This is a genomic window from Saliniradius amylolyticus (genome assembly GCF_003143555.1).
In the GTDB taxonomy this organism is placed as follows: domain Bacteria; phylum Pseudomonadota; class Gammaproteobacteria; order Enterobacterales; family Alteromonadaceae; genus Saliniradius; species Saliniradius amylolyticus.
The window spans coordinates 1,558,088-1,577,509 of sequence record NZ_CP029347.1; the positions used below are offsets into that span (position 1 = coordinate 1,558,088).

General features: G+C 50.4%; 27 protein-coding genes. 18 read left to right on the forward strand and 9 right to left on the reverse strand.

Features of this window, described 5'->3' with window-relative positions:
- The first annotated feature begins 60 nt into the window (after nt 1–60).
- Genes HMF8227_RS07280 through HMF8227_RS07295 form a run of 5 tightly spaced genes read left to right on the forward strand, consistent with a single transcriptional unit; the run spans nt 61 to nt 1,231 of the window.
- Nucleotides 61–423, forward strand: coding sequence for a hypothetical protein (locus HMF8227_RS07280; protein ID WP_109339549.1), 363 nt, complete (start codon nt 61–63; stop codon nt 421–423).
- Entirely contained in the window at nt 420–569 is a 150-nt protein-coding gene (locus tag HMF8227_RS15050) for a hypothetical protein (protein WP_162558539.1), read from the forward strand. Before HMF8227_RS07280 ends, HMF8227_RS15050 begins: the two co-directional genes overlap by 4 nt.
- Before the next feature lies 1 nt (nt 570).
- Entirely contained in the window at nt 571–759 is a 189-nt protein-coding gene (locus HMF8227_RS07285; protein ID WP_109339550.1) for a hypothetical protein, read from the forward strand.
- Nucleotides 760–761: 2 nt separating this feature from the next.
- The gene (locus HMF8227_RS07290) at nt 762–968 is read left to right on the forward strand and encodes a hypothetical protein (RefSeq protein ID WP_109339551.1); all 207 of its coding nucleotides are present in this window, start codon (nt 762–764) and stop codon (nt 966–968) included.
- A gap of 53 nt (nt 969–1,021) precedes the next feature.
- Entirely contained in the window at nt 1,022–1,231 is a 210-nt protein-coding gene (locus HMF8227_RS07295; RefSeq protein ID WP_109339552.1) for a hypothetical protein, read from the forward strand.
- Nucleotides 1,232–1,273: 42 nt separating this feature from the next.
- Here the strand turns inward: HMF8227_RS07295 and HMF8227_RS07300 are convergent, their stop codons facing one another.
- From HMF8227_RS07300 to HMF8227_RS07310, 3 genes are read right to left on the reverse strand one after another with little or no spacing between them, the layout of a single operon-like run.
- Nucleotides 1,274–1,594: a hypothetical protein gene (locus tag HMF8227_RS07300; RefSeq protein ID WP_162558540.1), complete on the reverse strand. Its 321-nt coding sequence runs from the start codon at nt 1,592–1,594 to the stop codon at nt 1,274–1,276.
- On the reverse strand, nt 1,587–1,958 hold the full coding sequence (locus tag HMF8227_RS07305; protein WP_109339554.1) for a hypothetical protein: 372 nt from the start codon (nt 1,956–1,958) through the stop codon (nt 1,587–1,589). Before HMF8227_RS07305 ends, HMF8227_RS07300 begins: the two co-directional genes overlap by 8 nt.
- Nucleotides 1,959–2,000: 42 nt before the next feature.
- The gene (locus HMF8227_RS07310) at nt 2,001–2,474 is read right to left on the reverse strand and encodes a DUF3653 domain-containing protein (RefSeq protein WP_109339555.1); all 474 of its coding nucleotides are present in this window, start codon (nt 2,472–2,474) and stop codon (nt 2,001–2,003) included.
- Nucleotides 2,475–3,060: 586 nt separating this feature from the next.
- Here HMF8227_RS07310 and HMF8227_RS07315 point away from each other — a divergent pair.
- Nucleotides 3,061–3,888 (forward strand): S1 family peptidase, encoded by an 828-nt coding sequence (locus HMF8227_RS07315; protein WP_204101041.1) that lies wholly within the window; start codon nt 3,061–3,063, stop codon nt 3,886–3,888.
- 37 nt (nt 3,889–3,925) lie between these two features.
- On the opposite strand, the gene HMF8227_RS07320 is transcribed toward HMF8227_RS07315, so the two are convergent.
- A complete protein-coding gene (locus tag HMF8227_RS07320; protein ID WP_109339556.1) occupies nt 3,926–4,216 on the reverse strand; it encodes a high-potential iron-sulfur protein in 291 nt (96 codons plus the stop codon).
- Between the two features lie 109 nt (nt 4,217–4,325).
- Nucleotides 4,326–4,517 carry a zinc ribbon domain-containing protein gene (locus HMF8227_RS07325; protein WP_109339557.1) on the reverse strand — a complete coding sequence of 64 codons (192 nt, stop codon included), beginning with the start codon at nt 4,515–4,517 and terminating at the stop codon, nt 4,326–4,328.
- A gap of 292 nt (nt 4,518–4,809) precedes the next feature.
- Here HMF8227_RS07325 and HMF8227_RS07330 point away from each other — a divergent pair, with 292 nt between their 5' ends.
- Nucleotides 4,810–6,393, forward strand: coding sequence for a cation:proton antiporter domain-containing protein (locus HMF8227_RS07330; RefSeq protein WP_109339558.1), 1,584 nt, complete (start codon nt 4,810–4,812; stop codon nt 6,391–6,393).
- Here HMF8227_RS07330 and HMF8227_RS07335 read toward each other — a convergent pair.
- Complete coding sequence (locus HMF8227_RS07335; RefSeq protein ID WP_109339559.1) at nt 6,377–6,808, reverse strand: hypothetical protein; 432 nt, start codon at nt 6,806–6,808, stop codon at nt 6,377–6,379. The genes HMF8227_RS07330 and HMF8227_RS07335 overlap by 17 nt on opposite strands.
- Nucleotides 6,809–7,029: 221 nt before the next feature.
- Between HMF8227_RS07335 and ccoN the strand changes: the two genes are divergently transcribed.
- From ccoN to ttcA, 11 genes are all read left to right on the forward strand, one after another.
- Nucleotides 7,030–8,457 (forward strand): cytochrome-c oxidase, cbb3-type subunit I, encoded by a 1,428-nt coding sequence (gene ccoN, locus HMF8227_RS07340; protein WP_109339560.1) that lies wholly within the window; start codon nt 7,030–7,032, stop codon nt 8,455–8,457.
- A gap of 12 nt (nt 8,458–8,469) precedes the next feature.
- Nucleotides 8,470–9,075 carry a cytochrome-c oxidase, cbb3-type subunit II gene (gene ccoO / locus HMF8227_RS07345; RefSeq protein ID WP_109339561.1) on the forward strand — a complete coding sequence of 202 codons (606 nt, stop codon included), beginning with the start codon at nt 8,470–8,472 and terminating at the stop codon, nt 9,073–9,075.
- A complete protein-coding gene (locus HMF8227_RS07350) occupies nt 9,075–9,269 on the forward strand; it encodes a cbb3-type cytochrome oxidase subunit 3 (RefSeq protein WP_109339562.1) in 195 nt (64 codons plus the stop codon). Before ccoO ends, HMF8227_RS07350 begins: the two co-directional genes overlap by 1 nt.
- Nucleotides 9,262–10,233, forward strand: a complete 972-nt coding sequence (gene ccoP, locus HMF8227_RS07355; protein ID WP_109339563.1) for a cytochrome-c oxidase, cbb3-type subunit III — start codon at nt 9,262–9,264, stop codon at nt 10,231–10,233. The genes HMF8227_RS07350 and ccoP overlap by 8 nt, the downstream gene beginning before the upstream one ends.
- A gap of 66 nt (nt 10,234–10,299) precedes the next feature.
- Nucleotides 10,300–10,788, forward strand: coding sequence for a FixH family protein (locus HMF8227_RS07360; protein WP_109339564.1), 489 nt, complete (start codon nt 10,300–10,302; stop codon nt 10,786–10,788).
- Nucleotides 10,789–10,798: 10 nt separating this feature from the next.
- Nucleotides 10,799–13,168 carry a heavy metal translocating P-type ATPase gene (locus HMF8227_RS07365; RefSeq protein ID WP_109339565.1) on the forward strand — a complete coding sequence of 790 codons (2,370 nt, stop codon included), beginning with the start codon at nt 10,799–10,801 and terminating at the stop codon, nt 13,166–13,168.
- Nucleotides 13,165–13,356 (forward strand): cbb3-type cytochrome oxidase assembly protein CcoS, encoded by a 192-nt coding sequence (gene ccoS / locus HMF8227_RS07370; protein WP_109339566.1) that lies wholly within the window; start codon nt 13,165–13,167, stop codon nt 13,354–13,356. The genes HMF8227_RS07365 and ccoS overlap by 4 nt, the downstream gene beginning before the upstream one ends.
- Nucleotides 13,340–14,011 carry a sulfite exporter TauE/SafE family protein gene (locus tag HMF8227_RS07375; protein ID WP_109339567.1) on the forward strand — a complete coding sequence of 224 codons (672 nt, stop codon included), beginning with the start codon at nt 13,340–13,342 and terminating at the stop codon, nt 14,009–14,011. The genes ccoS and HMF8227_RS07375 overlap by 17 nt, the downstream gene beginning before the upstream one ends.
- Nucleotides 14,012–14,046: 35 nt before the next feature.
- The gene (gene fnr / locus HMF8227_RS07380; protein ID WP_109339568.1) at nt 14,047–14,793 is read left to right on the forward strand and encodes a fumarate/nitrate reduction transcriptional regulator Fnr; all 747 of its coding nucleotides are present in this window, start codon (nt 14,047–14,049) and stop codon (nt 14,791–14,793) included.
- A gap of 340 nt (nt 14,794–15,133) precedes the next feature.
- Nucleotides 15,134–16,066, forward strand: coding sequence for a universal stress protein UspE (uspE, locus tag HMF8227_RS07385; protein WP_109339569.1), 933 nt, complete (start codon nt 15,134–15,136; stop codon nt 16,064–16,066).
- A 92-nt stretch (nt 16,067–16,158) separates the two neighbouring features.
- Nucleotides 16,159–17,064, forward strand: coding sequence for a tRNA 2-thiocytidine(32) synthetase TtcA (gene ttcA, locus HMF8227_RS07390; RefSeq protein ID WP_109339570.1), 906 nt, complete (start codon nt 16,159–16,161; stop codon nt 17,062–17,064).
- Here the strand turns inward: ttcA and HMF8227_RS07395 are convergent.
- Genes HMF8227_RS07395 through HMF8227_RS07405 form a run of 3 tightly spaced genes read right to left on the reverse strand, consistent with a single transcriptional unit; the run spans nt 17,061 to nt 19,247 of the window.
- Nucleotides 17,061–17,726 (reverse strand): DUF2987 domain-containing protein, encoded by a 666-nt coding sequence (locus tag HMF8227_RS07395; RefSeq protein ID WP_109339571.1) that lies wholly within the window; start codon nt 17,724–17,726, stop codon nt 17,061–17,063. The genes ttcA and HMF8227_RS07395 overlap by 4 nt on opposite strands.
- On the reverse strand, nt 17,726–18,532 hold the full coding sequence (locus tag HMF8227_RS07400; protein ID WP_162558541.1) for a glucosaminidase domain-containing protein: 807 nt from the start codon (nt 18,530–18,532) through the stop codon (nt 17,726–17,728). The genes HMF8227_RS07395 and HMF8227_RS07400 overlap by 1 nt, the downstream gene beginning before the upstream one ends.
- Complete coding sequence (locus HMF8227_RS07405; RefSeq protein WP_109339573.1) at nt 18,504–19,247, reverse strand: hypothetical protein; 744 nt, start codon at nt 19,245–19,247, stop codon at nt 18,504–18,506. The genes HMF8227_RS07400 and HMF8227_RS07405 overlap by 29 nt, the downstream gene beginning before the upstream one ends.
- Between the last annotated feature and the right edge of the window lie 175 nt (nt 19,248–19,422).

Sequence of the window (19,422 nt, forward strand, 5' to 3'; positions counted from 1 at the left end):
GTGGTGGTGTACCAGCTCCGCAAACACACCAGCGGCATAGTGGACGATTAAGGAGCGGCTATGTTCAGTTGGATAAAATCCCTATTCAGTCCCGAAACCGTTAGCCAGGGTGTAAGCGCCGTTGTTAACACCGGGGACGCCCTATGGCACACCGACGAAGAAAAGGCCCATGGCCGGGAGCGGCTATTAAAGCTGTACGAACCCTTCAAACTGGCCCAGCGTCTGCTTGCCGTGATTTTCTGCGTACCCTATGGGCTGGCGTGGTTTATCACCTTCGCTATGTCGTTCTGGATTAACGTGGACGACCAAATGACAATGCTGAAAGGGGATATGGCCGTATTGGTCGGGGTAATTCTCGCGTTTTACTTTGGAGGTGGAGCCTTTGAAGGCTTCATAACTGCCAAGGGAGGGCGCAAACAGTGAGTTTCAGCATCCCGCAGCAATTCGACGTTAACGCCACCGTCACCCCAGAAAAGCCCGTCAATCTGCATCTGACGGTAGGGGAGAAAGTCGTATTTCTCGGCGTGGCCGCACTGGTCACACTGATCGTTTTGAAAAAGGTTAAGTAGTATGCTGGAAACCATAGCAATAACCGTTATCGGCTCACTGATTACCGGCGTAGTCGCCGCCATTGGCACCGTAAAAGCGTTAACCGTCCATATTGACTATCTGAGCAAGTCTGACGACACCATCAACGAAACGCTGAAAGAGCACGACACCCGCATTAAAACCCTAGAACTGAGCAACCAGAGAGGATAACAATGGACCAATTCCGCCGCCGCATCGTGCGCAACACCAAGGCCATTATGGCGAATCGAGAGCAGCCCGAAACAACGGCCCCGGCCACCGCCGCAATCGACCCATTCAAACCCGGCACCCGCCAGCTCCGCCCCGGCTTCAAATATGCCCAAGGCGGTGCCATAATCCAGGTATCTACTGGCGAGACTGTCAGAACTCAACTGGATTGACATTAGACACTCACGAATCATACTACCTAATCTGGTCTATTCGTGAGGTGAACATGACAAAAGTTTACAAATATAACTACAACAAACCGCATTCTGGGCACGGCTATATCGAACCGTTGGTAGAAGATGTGCCAGAAGGTTCAGAAATAGCTATGAGACTATCATCACCGATAGATGACGATGACGTGGCCTACATTGAAAAAACTCTCGATGTCAGTGTTGTAAAGGTATATAGCAACGAATGCATATTAATGAAGCGTTAAAAAAGGGGCCTTAAGGCCCCTTTAGTAGTGTCTGATATGTAATTAAAGAAAGCGGGCAAAAGTAAAAGCGGCGATAGCTAAGCCCGTAGCCGTGGTTACATACCAAGCACGATTAGAGGCCAAGCCGACTTTAATATCACTCAGCGCATCTTTCATCTCTTGGTTGTCTTTCCGAATCTCACGAATATCGGTTTTGATGTCGCTAATGTCAGAGCGGATATGCTCCACATCAGATTCTAACTTTGCTACACGAGTTTCCAAATCTCCACCTCCGCCGCCTGAATCATTACCTTCATTATAGAAGCCTGTATGCCGTGTTGGAAGCTCAAAGACAGGCGCCAACTGTTGTTTATCATCACTCATGGGGTCCATCCTCATTGTTAGACTTTTCTTCTTTCTCAAGGATTTCCTTTGAGATCCTCTCGGCCTTTTTTTCCATCCGCTTTTGAATTAATGCTGGGTTGAAGGGAATAATATGCCCACAGTTACCACAAGCAGCTAAAAAAGCATCAACTGGTAAAAAATCAGGATCGGCTAAATGACTAACATAGCCTTCAGAGCCTAAGTGTTCTTCAAGTGGGATTGAATAGCGGGCTACGACCTTGCGTTTGTTGCCATCATCATCAACCACAGGCTGCATAAAAGCACCAAGCTTATCTACATTGCCGCAGACAGGGCAACTAGCACCAATAGAATTGAGATAGTCGAAGAATTCTTCCTTTTCCATATTGTAAAACTCGCAATACTCCAGAGGCTCAAGAGTGAACCATCATACCGGCAACCCGTCAACATCGCTGAGTAACTCCGCAGCCTGACGCACTCGGGATACAAACTCGGGGTCATAACTTTTTCTAAGGCGTTTAAGCTCATTGCTGGCCGCCTGGTTCTCGATGCGCAAACGCCGGATCTCGTTTTGAAAATACCGCAGCTTATTATCAATCTCTGGCGTAATCGTCGTTCCATAAGGGCTGACCAACGCATCACCAGAGAACGACCAGCCAGACCAAGACTCAGACGGCGGAACCCCACAAATACGCTGCCTTAGCAGCTTTAAGGCGCAAGGGTGCGGATCATGCTCAGCATTGAGCCAGCCGCGAACCGTCCGGGCGCTCACACCGAAGAAATCAACCAACCGCTGAACCAGATCCGATTCAGATAAACCACCGTGGATCAGGCCAGCTTGCCAACATTGGGAAAAGAACCATGAATTTTTTTTAACTTTTTTTCGGTTAGTTTTACTCATGTACAGCACTCCATGCCAACTGACAAAAATACGACTCAAATCAGTCAATTAATGCCAGATGCAATAAAAGTACCTTTTGTAAATATTCCCGTACATCACATATGCGCATAATGTATATTATGTTAAATGCATAGTTGAGTGGCTACGCAGAGTTACGAAGTTTGGCAATCCTTTGCGCTACGCGCTCTAGCTCCTCAAGCGCCTGACTCAGTTGGGTGCTCTCCTTTCGCGTTCTTTTTAAAACGTTGGCCTCGCGGATGGGAACTCAGATCCGAATGTTGCTCTTGTTGGGCTATGTTCTGGCCGGTCTCATAAACCTGTGCATCACAGGAAGGAATCGTAGTTCACAAACAACGAGCCAATCAGAACGCCACCTGTCTTAGTCTTTTTATGTGACCTTTCCTTATTTAGTTCTCTGTGCTTTACAACAACCAATAGCGTCTATTATACAGCCAGCTAACTCGGTGCTTTAAAGTCGACTATGCTTACATTCCTTCCTTACCAGGTAACAGCACCTGCCGTTAGTTGTCCTGTAGTTAGTTAAGTAAGGCACCTTATTGATTAACTGATTATTTTGGAGAAACACATGTTTAAAAAACAGCTTATTGCACTTGCTTTAGCTTCTTGTGCTTGCAGTTCGGCCATGGCTATCACCTGGGGTGCGCCGGATAACGGTGAGCATCCTAATGTTGGTACCCTGCTGTTTGTGCAAAATGGCGTTGGGTTCTTCAGTTGTACCGGCACCATGATCGCACCGAGAGTTATGCTTACTGCCGCTCACTGTGTATCCGAAGCCGGTAATACCAACGATATTACTTATGTGCGTTTCGAAGAAGAGGCGCTTTCTGGTATAGGTGATTACGCTAGTTTGCAGGACTGGTTCAATAATGAATGGATGTCAACGACTGCGGTTATCGCTCACCCCGATTGGACTGACTATGGCGAGTTCCCTATGACCTATGATATTGGCGTGGTGATACTCGACCAACCTTATTACCCATCTAACGGTTTTGGACAACTGCCCCCAGAAGGATTTCTCGAGAACCTAAAAGGTCAGGATCGCCGCTTCTTTGAGTCTGTAGGGTATGGACGTCAAGGCACCCTACCACCAACTGAAATGAGCGACTATGAACGCTATAAAGGTGACGTAAGGCTCTTGGAGGTCAATAGCTATCTAAGTGGGCAAGGCGAAGCCAGTGCTAAATTCTCCAACAACCCTGGCGTCGGAGGTGGAACCTGTTACGGAGACAGTGGCGGCCCGACCTTCTATAAAGAGACCAACCTGGTCGTTTCCGTTACGTCTTTCGGTTGGGCAAAAAACGGGAACTGTGTCGGTAATGACTTTAATTACCGGACTGACACCACTGACGCCATTAGTTTTATTAATGATGTTTTAGTCCAGTACGGCAATTAGTGAGTAAGGTGCCTGCAATCAGGCACCTTTTCCAGCCTTAAGGCTGTTTGACCCAGCCTGCGCACCAGCCATTGTTGTTCACTAAATGATTTGGGAATAACGCACATGGCCGCCACTCATTACCGGCGTCGCCCTGAATGTGCATGCAGTTGGCGCACGTCTGCCCTTCTTTGTCAGACTGATGAGTGTATTTCAAGGCCTTAGCGCTGGGGTTGTCCAGTGGCAATTGTTCTTTGGCCAAGGCTTGCAAAGAAACACCGCCGGTTGTTACTCCAATAAGCGCAGAACCTGTCACTTTTAAAAAATCTCGCCGCGATAGTGCTTTCATTTCGACCTCTCTTAAAATAAGAATAGTTGCGATTTACACCTTGTTAAAACCAGCAAGGCCCGCCGCGTGGCGAGCCTTGCTTTGTGAAACCGGATGATGTGGGCTTGATTCATTCATTTTCAGCCCTGGCATCAACGTAATACTCGTGTCCATCATCGGTAACTCTGATAACAATAGGTTGGCAGCATACTTGGCAATCGACAACCTGCGATTGATCCACATCATTGATGGGGTCAACCTCAAGATCATTGATTGCCATGCAATACGGACATTCAAAGGATTGGGCGTCGGATAAACTCATTTTCTTCTTAATTATCTTCTTACTAAGTTATTTGTACACTAAGGTAGCTAACTCGTTGCTATATTTACAGTTTTTATGGTTACGCGTAACCTTTTCATCCCCGTATAGTGCTATTTTTTTCCAGTTCACACCCTTTATACGAGCACTGGGTTAAGCCGGATCTTGTTTGTATAACACTTTGGTTTAAATCAATTTTTAAGAGACTTTTTAACTAAATCCTTTGCCGTACAGGGCGTTTGCTCGCTATCCTTAGCAGCAATCTGGATTCATAATCAATAAAACAGCTTAATACATGGATTACGTTTTTATTATCTTTGCCTTTATATGCGGCCTCGGCGTGCGTTTGCTTAAGCTTCCGCCATTGATTGGTTTTTTGGCTGCAGGCTTTGTACTTCATTTTCTCGGCTTTGAGGCCAATCAGAGCCTGCACGCTCTGGCCGATCTGGGCATCACCCTGTTGCTGTTTACCATTGGCTTAAAACTTAATGTCAGAGGCTTGCTGAAGCGGGAAGTCTGGCTGGGCTCGACCACCCATATGGTACTGTGGACCAGCATTGCTGTTGGCCTGGTCAGTCTGGCAGCGGCGATCGGTCTACCTTACCTGGATAGCGTAAGCTTGCAGGAAGCTGCCCTACTGGGCTTTGCGCTGAGTTTTTCCAGTACCGTGTGTATTGTTAAAATCCTGGAAGAAGCGGCAGAAATGCAGACTCGGCATGGCCGGCTGGCGGTAGGCATCCTGATTATGCAGGATATCGCCGCAGTAGTATTCCTGGTATTGGCCACCGGCAAGGTGCCTTCCATCTATGCGTTGGGCCTGCTGGCATTAATCCCCCTGCGCCCGTTGCTGACCCGATTGCTACAGATGTCCGGCCATGGTGAACTTCTGCCTCTTACTGGCTTTTTCCTGGCGCTGGGCGGTTATGAGCTGTTTGAGTTGGTTGGCGTAAAAGGCGATCTTGGTGCCTTGATCGTCGGCGTATTGCTCTCCGGGCATACCAAGTCGGCAGAATTGAATAAGGCGCTGATGAACTTTAAGGATCTTTTCCTTATCGGCTTCTTCCTGACCATCGGATTTACCGCCATTCCTAATCTTCCCATGCTACTGATGGCGCTTGGTCTTACTCTGGTACTACCAATAAAATTCTGGCTGTTTTTCTTCTTGTTTACCGGTCTGCGACTAAGGGGACGTACCGCCTACCTATGTGGCATGGCACTGGCAAATTTCAGTGAATTCGGGTTAATCGTGGTCGCACTGAGTGTGGATATGGGGTGGCTGGCCAAAGAATGGCTGGTCATTTTGGCACTGGCTGTGTCGCTGTCGTTTATATTGACCAGTGTAAGCTACCAGTTTGCTCACAGCGGGTACAGCCGCTGGCACAAGCTGTTGAATTTCTTCGAGCGTCGCCGCCGACTGCCCGAAGACGTTTATCAGCAGCCAAAAGGTGCGCGCGTCTTGGTACTGGGTATGGGACGCGTAGGTAAAGGGGCCTTTATGGCGCTTAGAAACGTATTGGGTGATCAAGTCTGGGGGCTGGATGCCGACTCTGAACGGGTAGCACGGCAGAAAAAGGCCGGATTACAGGTAATGCTGGCCGATGGTGAGGATGCCGATCTCTGGGAAAACCTCGACCTCAGCGAAGTAGAAATGCTCCTGATCGCCCTACCGTCGGTAGATGACATCAAACACGTTCAGGATCAACTTAAGTCCATTGGTTATTCTGGAAAATCTGCCGCTATTGCCCGTTATGAAGATGAACGCAGAGAGTTATTAGACTACGGTATTGAGCACGTATTTAACTTCTATACCGAGGCCGGTTCAGGCTTTGCCGAAGAGAGCCTGAACCTGATTGAGAAGCGGCCTATCGCTGCGTTGTAAAGTAAAGCTCGCGACTAATGGTGGCGTTTTGGTCTTGTTGTTCTAACCTCAGGGCTAGGCGCCACTGCATGCGAGGCTCAGAGCAAGCCCCCAAAAAAGTGATGCCACGGTTGGGCCCTTCAAAGATAACGGGGATTTGGCCCATATACATATTAACACCTTCGATAACCGCCGAGTTCAGCTGCCACCCTTCGGGTAATTCAAATTGCAGCGTTAACTCTTCTTCGAGGGGAATGGGCTGAGGTGTCAGCATGATACGACCTTGACGTGGACCAAGCTGAATAGGACAGCTTCCTTGATCAAGCTGACACGGTTCGTCGTTTAGGGTGGTGACACCGGACCAATCTGAAAAAATAAAGACGCTCGCCATCAGGGCGGCAAAAGAGAGAAACAGAGGCCATAGAGAGTGCTTCATTGAGGCTATGGTGGATAATTCGACGAACTTGATTTAGGCGGCAGTGTGCAGCATTGATACGGATCAATCAAGCCGGCATTAGGCTATCTTTTAATGCCCAAAAAACGTATCATTCGCAGCCACTGTACTCGTATTTTTGGCTAATTATCAGTTAATTAACCAGGCTGTAACAATTAGTTAAAAAATCAGAAGCATTTAAAACCAGCAGCGGAAAAATGACAATGAGTGAAACCAGTCAAGCACATACTGACTACAACTATAAGGTGGTGCGACAATTCGCCGTGATGACGGTGATATGGGGGATTGTCGGCATGAGTGTAGGCGTTCTGCTTGCGGCTCAGTTAATCTGGCCCGAGCTTAACTTCAACACCCCCTGGCTAACCTATTCCCGTCTCAGACCTCTTCACACCAACGCGGTAATCTTTGCCTTTGGCGGCAGCGCTTTGTTTGCTACCTCCTATTATGTGGTGCAAAGGACCTCTCAGGTGCGTCTGTTCAGCGACAAGCTCGCAGCCTTTACCTTCTGGGGTTGGCAAGCGGTGATTGTGGCGGCAGCCATTACCCTGCCGTTGGGACTGACCTCATCTAAAGAGTACGCTGAGCTGGAATGGCCCATCGATATTCTGATCACCCTTGTCTGGGTTGCCTATGCCATTGTGTTTTTCGGCACCATGATCATTCGTAAAGTCAGTCATATATATGTTGCGAACTGGTTCTTCGGCGCCTTTATCCTGACTGTAGCGGTGCTGCACATCGCCAACAGCATGGCGGTGCCGGTATCCTTCTTTAAATCCTATTCGGTGTACGCCGGTGCCGTCGATGCCATGGTGCAGTGGTGGTATGGTCACAACGCCGTGGGCTTTTTCCTGACGGCGGGCTTTTTGGGCATGATGTACTACTTTGTGCCTAAGCAGGCCGGTCGTCCCGTGTACTCTTATCGCCTTTCTGTAGTGCACTTCTGGGCACTGATCGCCTTGTATATCTGGGCCGGTCCTCACCACCTGCACTATACTGCTCTACCTGACTGGACTCAGTCACTGGGAATGGTGATGTCGGTCATCCTGTTCGTACCGTCATGGGGTGGCATGATCAATGGTATTATGACCCTGTCCGGTGCCTGGCATAAACTGCGTACCGATCCTGTATTACGCTTTTTGATTGTATCCTTGTCCTTCTATGGTATGTCGACCTTTGAAGGTCCGATGATGGCGATCAAGACCGTGAATGCCCTCTCCCACTACACCGACTGGACCATTGGTCACGTGCACTCCGGTGCCCTAGGCTGGGTTGCTATGGTGTCGATTGGCTCTATTTATCACCTGATTCCGGTGTTATTCGGTCAGCCGCGTATGTACTCGACTCATTTAGTCAATGTGCACTTCTGGCTGGCAACCATCGGCGTGGTGCTGTACATCGTAGCTATGTGGATCTCCGGGGTAATGCAAGGTCTGATGTGGCGCGCGGTTAACTCCGACGGCACCCTGACCTACAGCTTTATCGAAAGCATTGATGCCTCCAAACCGTTCTATATTGTCCGCTTCCTGGGCGGCTGCTTTATCGTCGCCGGTATGTTGCTGATGGCTTATAACTGCTATCGCACTATTCGCGCGCCCAAAGACAGCCTGCAGGCCGAAGCTCAGCCAGCATAAGGAAACAGATTAATGAAGAACGTACACGAGTTAGTTGAAAAGAATACCGGCCTGTTGGCCATCATGGTACTGGTGGTAATTAGCTTTGGTGCCTTAGTGGAAATCGTGCCGCTGATGTACCAGAAGCAAACCACTGAGCCGGTAAAAGGTTTAGAACCATACACAGCCTTGCAGTTGGAAGGACGCGATATTTATATCCGTGAAGGCTGCGTAGGTTGTCACAGTCAGATGATTCGCCCCTTCCGTGCCGAAACCGAGCGCTATGGTCATTATTCGGTTGCTGGCGAGTCTGTTTGGGAACGTCCTTTCCTGTGGGGCTCCAAGCGCACTGGCCCTGACTTGGCCCGCGTGGGAGGTCGTTACAGTGACGAATGGCACCGTGTTCACCTGATCAACCCAAGAGCCGTGGTACCAGAGTCGAATATGCCTGGCTTCCCCTGGTTGGCAGAAAACACTCTGGACGGAGAACTGACGGCTAAGAAGATGAAAGTCTTCCGTGACTTCGGCGTGCCCTACACCGATGAGCAAATTGCCGGAGCCAAAGACGCCGTAAAAGGCAAGACTGAGATGCAGGCGCTGATCGCTTATCTGCAGTCACTTGGAACGGCGCTGAAATAATGGATTCGGTAACCATCAACATTATTTGGACGGTTGCCGTCTTTGTACTATTTATCGCAATCGTGGTGTGGGCGTACAGCAAGAAATCCAAAAAGGGTTTTGACGAGGCGGCAAACCTAGTGTTTGACGACGAGAACAAGCCGTCCAAGCGCGAAGCACAACAAGAAAAGCGGGAGTCATCGAGCAATGAGTAGCTTTTGGAGCATCTGGATCTCAGTGATCACACTGGGCACCATCTTAGGCTGTTTTTTAATCTTACGTTGGTGTCTGAAAAATAAAACTGGCGTTAAGGAAGGCGACGATATGCATCATGAATTTGATGGTATCGTTGAGATTAATAATCCCCTGCCCCGGTGGTGGACCATCATGTTCTACGCCACCATCGTATGGGGACTGATTTACCTGGCACTTTACCCTGGTCTGGGTAACTTTGCCGGTCTGCTTGGTTGGCAGAGCTCGATTCAGGATGCTCGCAGCGTCGAGGAGGTTCAGCAGAAGCGCCAGGCAGCCATGGAAGAAGGTGGTTTGCTGCAATACGCCCGTGAGATGGAGCAGGCTGAAGAACGCTTTGGCCCGATCTTCGAAGCCTATGCCAAACGGGACGTAAAAGATCTGGCTACTGACCCTGAGGCATTAAAGGTCGGTCAACGCCTGTTTATTCAAAACTGCTCCCAGTGCCATGGTTCGGATGCCCGCGGAATGAGAGGCTTTCCCAACCTGACCGATGATGATTGGCTCTATGGTGGCAGCCCCAGCGCGATTAAGACGACCCTGCTGCAAGGCCGTCAAGGTCAGATGCCAGCATGGAAAGACGCATTCGGTGAGCAAGGGGTAAAAGAAGTAGTGGCCTATACCTTGAGTCTGAGTGGCCGTAAGGTGGATCCCAAGTTAGCTGAAGCCGGTGAATCCCGCTTCGCAGCCTGTGCGGCCTGCCATGGCCAGGATGGCAAAGGCAAGTATGCATTTGGTGCGCCTAATTTGACCGACAACACCTGGTTGTATGGCGGCAGCGAAAAAGCCGTTACCGAAACGTTGATGTACGGCCGCAATGGCGTCATGCCTGCCTGGAAAGATATTCTGGGTGAAGACAAGGTTCATGTGCTGACAGCCTATGTATACAGCCTGTCACAGGATACGTCTGAACAAGCGCAACAATAATTGTTGGCAAAGGAACGCCCCGCTCCGCGGGGCGTTGTTGTATTTTAACCTGTATTTTATTTAACAATGTCTGACTCTCGCCCTTGGTATAAACAATTCTGGCCCTGGTTTTTGATCGCCATCCCAGTGCTGTCCATCATTCTTAGTAGCCATATGCTGTATCTGGCTGTCACCACCAAAGACAGTCTGGTGGTAGACGATTATTATAAAGAAGGTAAGGCCATTAACCGCCAGTTGGCAGCGGTACGCCGGGCACAAAAACTGGGCATATCAACCGAGTTAAGTGTCTCTGAAACCGTCCTTAGTTTGGAGTTTATCAGTGGCCAACCTGAGAGCGGAACGGCGCTGGAACTCTTTTTCCAACACCCGACACTGGAGAACAAGGATTTCCGCGTTTTGTTAACCCGTGATGCTGGCGGCATCTATCGTGCCGAGCTGCCTCATCAACTTGAAGGTAAGTGGAAGCTGAACTTGCACCCTTTAAACGGACAATGGAAAATCCAGCAGCCACTAAGCTTTAACGGTCAGCAGCAGACACAGCGTTTGCTCCCTTAGGGAAACCAACTTGACCCAGTGTTACCACTGCCATGAGCCTGTGGCTCAACAGAATCAATACACCGCCGAAGTATTAGGTCAGTCTCGTGCCATGTGCTGCCCCGGCTGTCAGGCGGTGGCACAGTCGATCGTCGATAACGGCCTGGAAGATTATTACCGATTCCGCACTGCCCCGGCAGAGACACCCAGTGAACAGCAAAGCCTGCTGGACACACTGAGGCTGTATGACTCGCCCGAATTACAGCAGGAGCTGGTTGCTGACGAGGGCAACAGCAAGCAGATACAGCTGACGCTTGAAGGCATCAAGTGTGCGGCCTGTGCCTGGCTGATTGAAAAGCAGCTGTTAAAGCTGGATGGCATTATCCAGGTGGCGGTTAATGTCAGTGCCCATCGGGCGACGGTACGCTGGCAGGCGGATAAGCTCAAGCTAAGCGCGTTACTGCAGCAATTCGAACGTATTGGCTATCACGCTCAACCTTTCCAGCCAGAAGTCCATGAGCAGGAATACCAGCAGGTCGGACGCTCGTTTCTGAAAAAGCTTGGTCTGGCCGGACTCATGTCCATGCAAGTGATGATGATCGCGGTGGCTTTGTATTTTGGTCTGTTGGGCAATCTGGATGAAGACACCAGACACTTCCTGCATTGGGTGAGCCTGGTACTGACGACCCCTGTAGTTGCCTATTCCGGAATCGATTTTTATCACAGTGCCTGGCGCGCTATGCGCGCCAGATCGGTGAATATGGATGTGCCTGTAAGCCTGGCTATTCTTATTCTTTTTAGTGCCAGCGCCCTGGCAACATTAACTCAACAGGGCGAAGTCTTCTTCGAGTCAGTATGCATGTTCATCTTTTTGCTGCTGATCAGTCGCTACCTGGAGCATCGCGCCAGGCATAAAGCCAGTGAGATGTCGGCCAATATTACTCAGTTCATTCCAGTAGCCGCCACCGTCATCGACGATGGCGAGCACCGTCAGTGTCTGGCTCGCTCTCTGACTCAGGGCCAGAAGGTATTGGTGAAAGCCGGTGAAACCATACCGGTGGACGGCCGGATTATCGACGGCAACAGCTATATCGATGAATCCATGCTAAGTGGTGAATTCGAGCCAGTGCATAAATCCACTGGCGATGTGGTCTATGGTGGTAGCCAGAATCAGTACGGAGCCTTGGTGATTGAAGTCAGCCGACCATTAAAGCAAGCCCTGATAAGCCAAATTATGGCGCTACAGGATAAAGCACTAGCCAGTAAACCAAAGGTAGCGCTGATGGTGGACAGGTTGGCTCGTCATTTTGTTACCGTCGTGCTTATCACTGCCCTGTTAACCTTCGTGGGCTGGCAATGGGCCGGACATCCCGATGCGCTTTGGTTCGCTGTGTCGGTATTGGTAGCGACCTGTCCCTGCGCTCTGGCTCTGGCGACACCATCCGCGCTGACGGCAGCCATGGGGGCGCTCAACCAGAGAGGGATTCTGCTAAAACGCTCTGACTTGCTCGAAGGTGTAATAGGCGTACAAAAGGTCGCCTTCGATAAGACTGGCACCTTAACCGAAGGCCACTTTCGTTTGGCTGACATCCATACAGCCCCGGGCTATGATGCTGCTAAGTTAAAATCTGTTGCCGCCAGCCTGGAGGCGTTTTCTGAACACCCCATCGCCCGGGCTTTTGCCGGGCTTCCGCGCGTTCAAGCGGAGCGGGTGGAAGTGCATCCGGGGATGGGCCTAAGCGGGTGGGTCGAGGGGCAGTTCTACCGACTCGGCGCCCCGAGATTCATGCGCCATACCATCAATAGCCCTCTCAAGGACTGTCATATTCTTGTGGAGGATGAGCATCAGGTACTTGGCGGCTTTGTGCTGGAAGATCCGCTGCGGAAAGAAGCTGCTGCGGTAGTGGCTGCACTGCCTTGTGACAGTCTGATTATCAGTGGTGATCACGCCAAGCACGTAGCAAAGGTCGCCCAACAGCTGAACATTCAGCAGTATTTTTCTCAGTGTACACCTGAACAAAAATTACAGCAGCTCAAGCAATTACAGGAACAGAGTAAAGTCATGATGATCGGCGATGGCATTAACGACAGTCCGGTTTTGGCGGCCGCCGATATTTCCGTGGCGGTGGGCGGAGCCAGCGACTTGGCTAAAAATGCCGCCGATGTTATTTTGGTTGGCCGCTCATTGACCGCCCTGCCGGATCTACTGGAACTGGCGAGGCGTTGTCGCAATAAGATTCGTCAGAACATCGCCTGGGCTCTCGGCTACAACCTGCTGGCGATGCCCCTGGCTGTCGCCGGCATACTTACACCCTGGATGGGGGTGATCGGCATGTCTGCCAGTTCCATCATTGTGGTGGTTAACTCGGTTCGTCTGTTAACAGGAGACTCGACCCGATGAGCATTATCTATGTGTTGATTCCTCTGGCAATACTGCTGGTAGCCGTAGCCGTGATGGTATTTTTCTGGGCAGTAAAGAGCGGTCAGTTCGACGATCTGGAGCGTCACGGCTCGAGCATCCTATTTGACGAAGACGACACACCCTCTCAATCAAAGCGCAAACCGAACGACGATGGCCCCAGAGATTAGCCTGCTATCGGCGCTTCTTATCGGTTTAGCCGGCGGTATACACTGCATCGGTATGTGTGGCGGCGTGGTCGGTGCACTCAGTTACGCGATTCCCCGGGGCCGTTCCCACTGGCCCTACGTGCTTGGTTACAACGTCGGCCGGATTGCCAGCTACACCCTGGCAGGCACCTTAGCGGGCGCCTTAGGTAGCACCGCGGGCGCGCATCTTCCTCTGGGACCTTATATTCTTAATACCATAAGTGGTTTATTACTGTTGGCCATGGGTCTGTACTTGGGCAACTGGTGGCGAGGACTGACGTATTTAGAACGGCTGGGAGGCAGAGTCTGGCGGCACATTGCCCCGCTGTCTAAGTCTTTGTTGCCATTTCGCTCACCGCTGGCTGCCTTGCCCTATGGGTTAGTCTGGGGATGGCTTCCCTGTGGATTGGTATATTCCACCTTAAGTTGGTCGGTCGCTTCTGGTTCCGCTATTCAAGGCGCCCAAATTATGCTGCTTTTCGGACTCGGTACGCTACCGACACTCATTGCGCTGGGAACACTCGGTCAGCAACTTCGGCAATGGCTAGGATTTCGGTGGGTACGTTCGACCTTAGCCCTGATATTAGTAATTTTTTCTTTGTGGGTACTTTTAAAGCCCTGGCTAGATTCGATATAGTGTGGAAAGAATAATATCAAGGTATAAAATCCGGTATGTCCAAGTTTTCCAGCGGTACCATTCACTGTCAGAACTGTAGCTTCAGTCAACTCTGTTTGCCCTTCTCGTTAAGTGAAAACGAAATGGCCAAGCTGGATGATATTATTCAGCGTAAACGCCCATTCCAGAAAAACGACACCCTGTTTCAATCGGGTGACCCGCTGACTAACTTATACGCGGTGCGAACCGGGACCTTCAAAACCTATACTGTCACTCCCGATGGTGAAGAACAGATTATTGGCTTTCATCTTCCCGGCGATGTGGTGGGTTTTGATGCCATTCAAAATAGTGCCCACCGCAGTACGGCTATGGCGTTAGAGACCGCCATGGTTTGTGAAATCCCCTACTCCACGCTGGAGAACCTCAGTGGCGATCTACCGCGATTGCGCCAGCAGGTAATGCGCATGATGAGCCAGGAGATTTTCGCCGATCAGGAGATGTTCCTGTTACTGAATAAACGTACCGCCACTCAACGGTTGGCTTTCTTCCTGTCACAGCTGGGTCGACGCTATGGCGAACGAGGCTTTTCGGCAAAGGAATTCAGACTGACCATGACCCGTGCCGAGATTGGTAACTTCCTGGGGTTGACGGTAGAAACCATCAGTCGCCTGCTAACTCGCTTCCAGCAGGAAGGCTTGATCCAGGTGGATGGCAAGCTTATTACCTTGCTGGACCCACGGCGACTGGAACAGAGTGTTGAGAACGTGGCGGCGCTGAAAAACCCCAATACACAAGCGTCCTAGTGTTAAGGGGTTTTTTACCCCTTTAATCATCTTTTTTGATGCCGTAAGAGCCACTCAGCTGCATTTAGCGCAGTCAGTGCGGCTTGTCACCGTAAGATACAGAACGGTGTTCTGGCATTCGCGCTTGCTTGGTTGAAATCACTTTCCCGCTTACGGCGCCTCTGAATTTCTCCTCCGCCCTTGCCCGCAAAGAACACGCCCAATCACCATGGCGACGCCGTTCTTAAAGCTCTCAGGCTTGATCCACCGCAAATTCAGACTATTGGCGAAAACTCCCTTTTGAACATACACTTAATGCCAGTTGTTTAACTTGCTATTAGCTGAGTAAGGTATTTAAAGGATGCTGGATTTCAATAATATTTTGGTGGTGGTCGACCCGACTGTCGAGCAGCAAAAGGCACTAAACCGAGCGGTCGAGCTGGCCAAGAAAACCGGGGCGGACATCACCGCCTTTTTGACCATTTATGACTTTTCTTACGAGATGACCACCATGCTGTCGGTGGAAGAACGAGAAACCATGCGACAGGCAGTGGTAGATGATCGCACCGAGTGGTTGAGTGAACTCATTACCAGCCAGGTTCAGGACGACAGTATCACTGTTAAAGCAAAAGTGGTTTGGCATAACCGTCCCTATGAAGCCATCGTTCATGAGGCTCTGGAACATCAGTATGATCTGATCGTTAAAGGCACTCACCAACACAGTGCACTTAAGTCAGTGATCTTCACGCCTACTGACTGGCATCTGTTGAGAAAATCCCCTGTTCCGGTACTGCTGGTTAAGGATCATGACTGGCGTGATCAGGGCCATATCCTGGCCGCAGTGAATGTGGGTACCGAGGACGAGGAACATGCCAAGTTAAATGACAAAATCGCCACTACTGCCAAGGCTTATGCCGATACACTGAATGCGGATATGAATCTGGTGAACTCCTATCCGGGAACACCAGTCAATATTGCCGTGGAGATCCCTGAGTTCGATCCGGCCAGTTTCAATCAATCGGTCAAAGAGCACCATGAACAAACAATGCGCGAATTTGCCGATAAGCACGGCATCGGTCAGGAACACTGTTTTGTGCGCGAAGGCTTGCCAGAAGACGCGATACCAGCCGCGGCTCGTAATGTGGATGCCGAGTTAGTCGTATTGGGTACCGTCGGTCGCCAGGGCATTTCTGCTGCCTTGATTGGCAATACTGCCGAGCATGTCATTGATGAGTTGGACTGCGATGTACTGGCACTCAAGCCAGATGGTTTCGTCAGTCCCTTAAAGCAATAACCAGCTTGCCATCGCCCCTTTCCAGGGGCGATTTTTTATTTCGCTTTCGCTATAATCGCCGCCCTTATTGTCGGGTCAACCAAGGTGGCGAAATGAGCCAGATAGACACACTGTCAGCCAAGCAGAAATACGACTTCAACAAACTGCATAAACGCTTGCGCCGTGGAGTTGGCAAGGCCATTGCTGATTTTGCCATGATCGAAGAAGGCGATAAGGTAATGGTTTGCCTGTCCGGCGGTAAAGACAGCTACGGCATGCTTGAGATTCTGCGCTCTTTACAGCGCTCAGCCCCGGTGTCGTTTGAATTGATTGCCGTTAACCTGGACCAAAAGCAGCCCGGCTTTCCCGAGCATGTGTTGCCCGAGTACCTCGACGCCATTGATATGCCTTACCATATCGTCAATGAAGACACTTATTCCATTGTTAAGGACAAAATACCCGAGGGCAAAACCACCTGCTCTTTGTGCTCACGTCTGCGCCGCGGGATTCTTTATCGCACTGCCAGTGAGCTCGGTGCCACCAAGATCGCTCTGGGCCATCACAGAGACGATATGATCGAAACCCTGCTGTTGAATATGTTTCATGGCGGGACCTTAAAGTCCATGCCGCCGAAGCTTGTAAGCGATGATGGCCAGCATATGGTGATCCGCCCGTTGGCCTACTGCTCAGAAAAGGATTTGGCCCGCTTCGCGGAGGTCATGGCATTCCCCATCATTCCCTGTAATCTCTGTGGTTCGCAGGAAAACCTGCAGCGTAAAATGATTAAGCAGATGTTGCAGGATTGGGATCAGCGCTATCCCGGTCGCATTGAAAATATGGCTCGCGCCTTACAGCACGTGACGCCCTCCCATTTGGCCGATACTGAGTTGTTTGACTTTGCCAACCTGAGAACGCAGGACAGTCCCTTCGAAGGCGGCGATATCGGCTTTGACGCCCCGGAGCTGCCAAGCGGTGCCCCAGAGCATCGTGATGATGTGCAGATTGTGGAGCTGTCTTAGTCAGACTGCTCCACCCAGGCCGTGATACGCTTGGGCGCCTTTGGCAGGCTTAATTCGCCCCCCTGTTCAGTTAACCAGCTACTCGACAGCCTAATCTGACGGTCATGAACCGGCAGGTCAACAGGCTTGCCATTTAAGGTCACCTCGCCCGGCATTGGAGCGACATCAAACTGCAGCTGAATCCCTTGCGTTCCAGGCATTAAAAACGACAGGAAGCTCCCCATCTCATCAAAAAACACCTGGTACTGCTCAGATAAGGCCCTTAACTCGGCAAGGTCGTACTGCGTCTTGTTATATTCTGGCTTGGCTTCCAGCTGCACTGACATATCACAGTGCTCGGCAGACTCCGTCAATTGCAGTTTTACCTTGGCCTTTGCCATTTTTAAGGCACGCTCTGCCCAAACCGTAAACCGCCCTTCCTCAGTGACGGGCAGCTCGAATTTTTTTTTCTGAGTTACCAGAGTGGCCGATTGGATCTGACACAACTGACCGCCGGTAGAGCGATTATCGAGCAGGCCAAAAGCAAACTGCAGCGCTGGCATGGTGTCGTCGTCCAGCTTACGTACATGGCTGTAGAGACTTTTGTAATCGAGTTCAAGGGTGTTGGCGTTGACGGGGCAGCATAAAGCCGCGAGCACGGGGATAAGTAATATAGAACGCATTAGCTAAAGTATTTCCGGTTGATTCGAATCATCAATAAAAGTTCATCAATATAAGCCTGCCCGCGTTGAGAGTATCGCATCAGGCCTTGTGCCAGGCGCTCGGCCTTGACAGAGCGTTGCAGCTGACGCAAACGGGCGCGGATGGTGCGTAAGTCAGCGTAAGCACTGTTGGTATTGATATTATGCAGATAGGCGGCTACCGCCTGTTCCAGGCTGTCGAACTTAGCCACCTCATGGCTGGCTCCCTGGTTGCGCTGTTTTGGCACAAAGCCACAGCCGCGGCTAAAGCACCACATCCCAAAGAAGTTGTAGCCCTGACGGGCAAAGCGTGAGGTTCCCCAGGCAGACTCATTGGCAGCCTGAACCAAAACCAAAGCTTCTGGGACGATATCCAGCCGTTCGAGTAACGGTGTCAGGCCGGCATCGGTATCAGGTACTGCGACTTCATAGTGTTCAGCGAGTGTCTCCAGTCTGGAATTCTGTATCGGGGTCAGGGTTTCACCGGCTCGCCAGATTTCCCGAACCGCCAACACAAACAAGCGCTGCTCCAATATACGCTCATTTTGTTTTTCAATGACTGGCTGCAGATATTGGAAGAAGGCGCGCTTTTTTTGCTTAACATCACTGAATCGGTCAAAGTCCGGAATTCGGCTGACCGGTGATGGTGCGTCAGGAGCCACAGCATCTGGCTGTGGCGTCTTGGGCCAAAAAGGATACAGCACGGCCGAAACACCAATAACGGTGATCAGAAGCCACTTGGCCCGTTTACGCCAGCGTTTAAGCCTTGAATACGGACTCGCCTTCATTCGAGCCTCCTGAGCCTTGAATATACACTGTAACCCCAAATAACTCGCGGTACAGTACGCCTTTGACATTATAATAAAACGGCAGCACCCAGATAGCCGCAATGCCGAAACTGGCCACTACCAATAACATTAGCAGTGCAAACAGAAAATACAGCGCGATAAATTGTAGCCACAACTGACTCACCGATAGGATTGAGTACCAGATGGCTTTCAGTGGCGTCAGTTTCTTTTCGATGATGAGTGGCAGTGCGAAGCCAGTGGCGATCATCAGATATATCCCTGGCACAATGAGCAGCATTAATCCCAGCTCCACAAGTAAACTGACGACCAGTGCGGTTACCGACAGGTACAGCGTTTTGGGAATAAAATGAAACAGATGATCCAAGCGAGATACACCACCAACGCTATGGTTAATGCCCATCATAAGCAGGCCAGTGATCAACGGCGCCATTAACAAGGTTAAGACTAAGTTGGTGGCTAACTGTACATTAGGATCGGTGAGTGCCAAGCCTCGGGTCTCGGATAACCAGGTTGTTGTCAGCACGACGACCAAGGCCGCAACAAACACCACTAATATCGCTTGTAATAATACCCACTTGGTAACTTGGGTTAGCTGCCAAGCCTCCTTGAGAAGGGATTTCACATCAAGGCTGATCTCCCCTTTCAATGCCTTTTCCAGGCTTCCACCAATTGTCAGTGCTTGTTTCTGGGTCACTGCTTAAACCTTCGCTGTAAAAGTGGCGACATAATACCAGCCACACAATGAAATGTCGGTACTCCCTTCGTTTCCAAAGTGGTCAAAATGTTTACTTATTTAGTAAATTAGCCAATAAAAAGTTACGCGTAACAGACCTAATTTTATTAAGTTGTTGATATTGAGGCAGTTATTA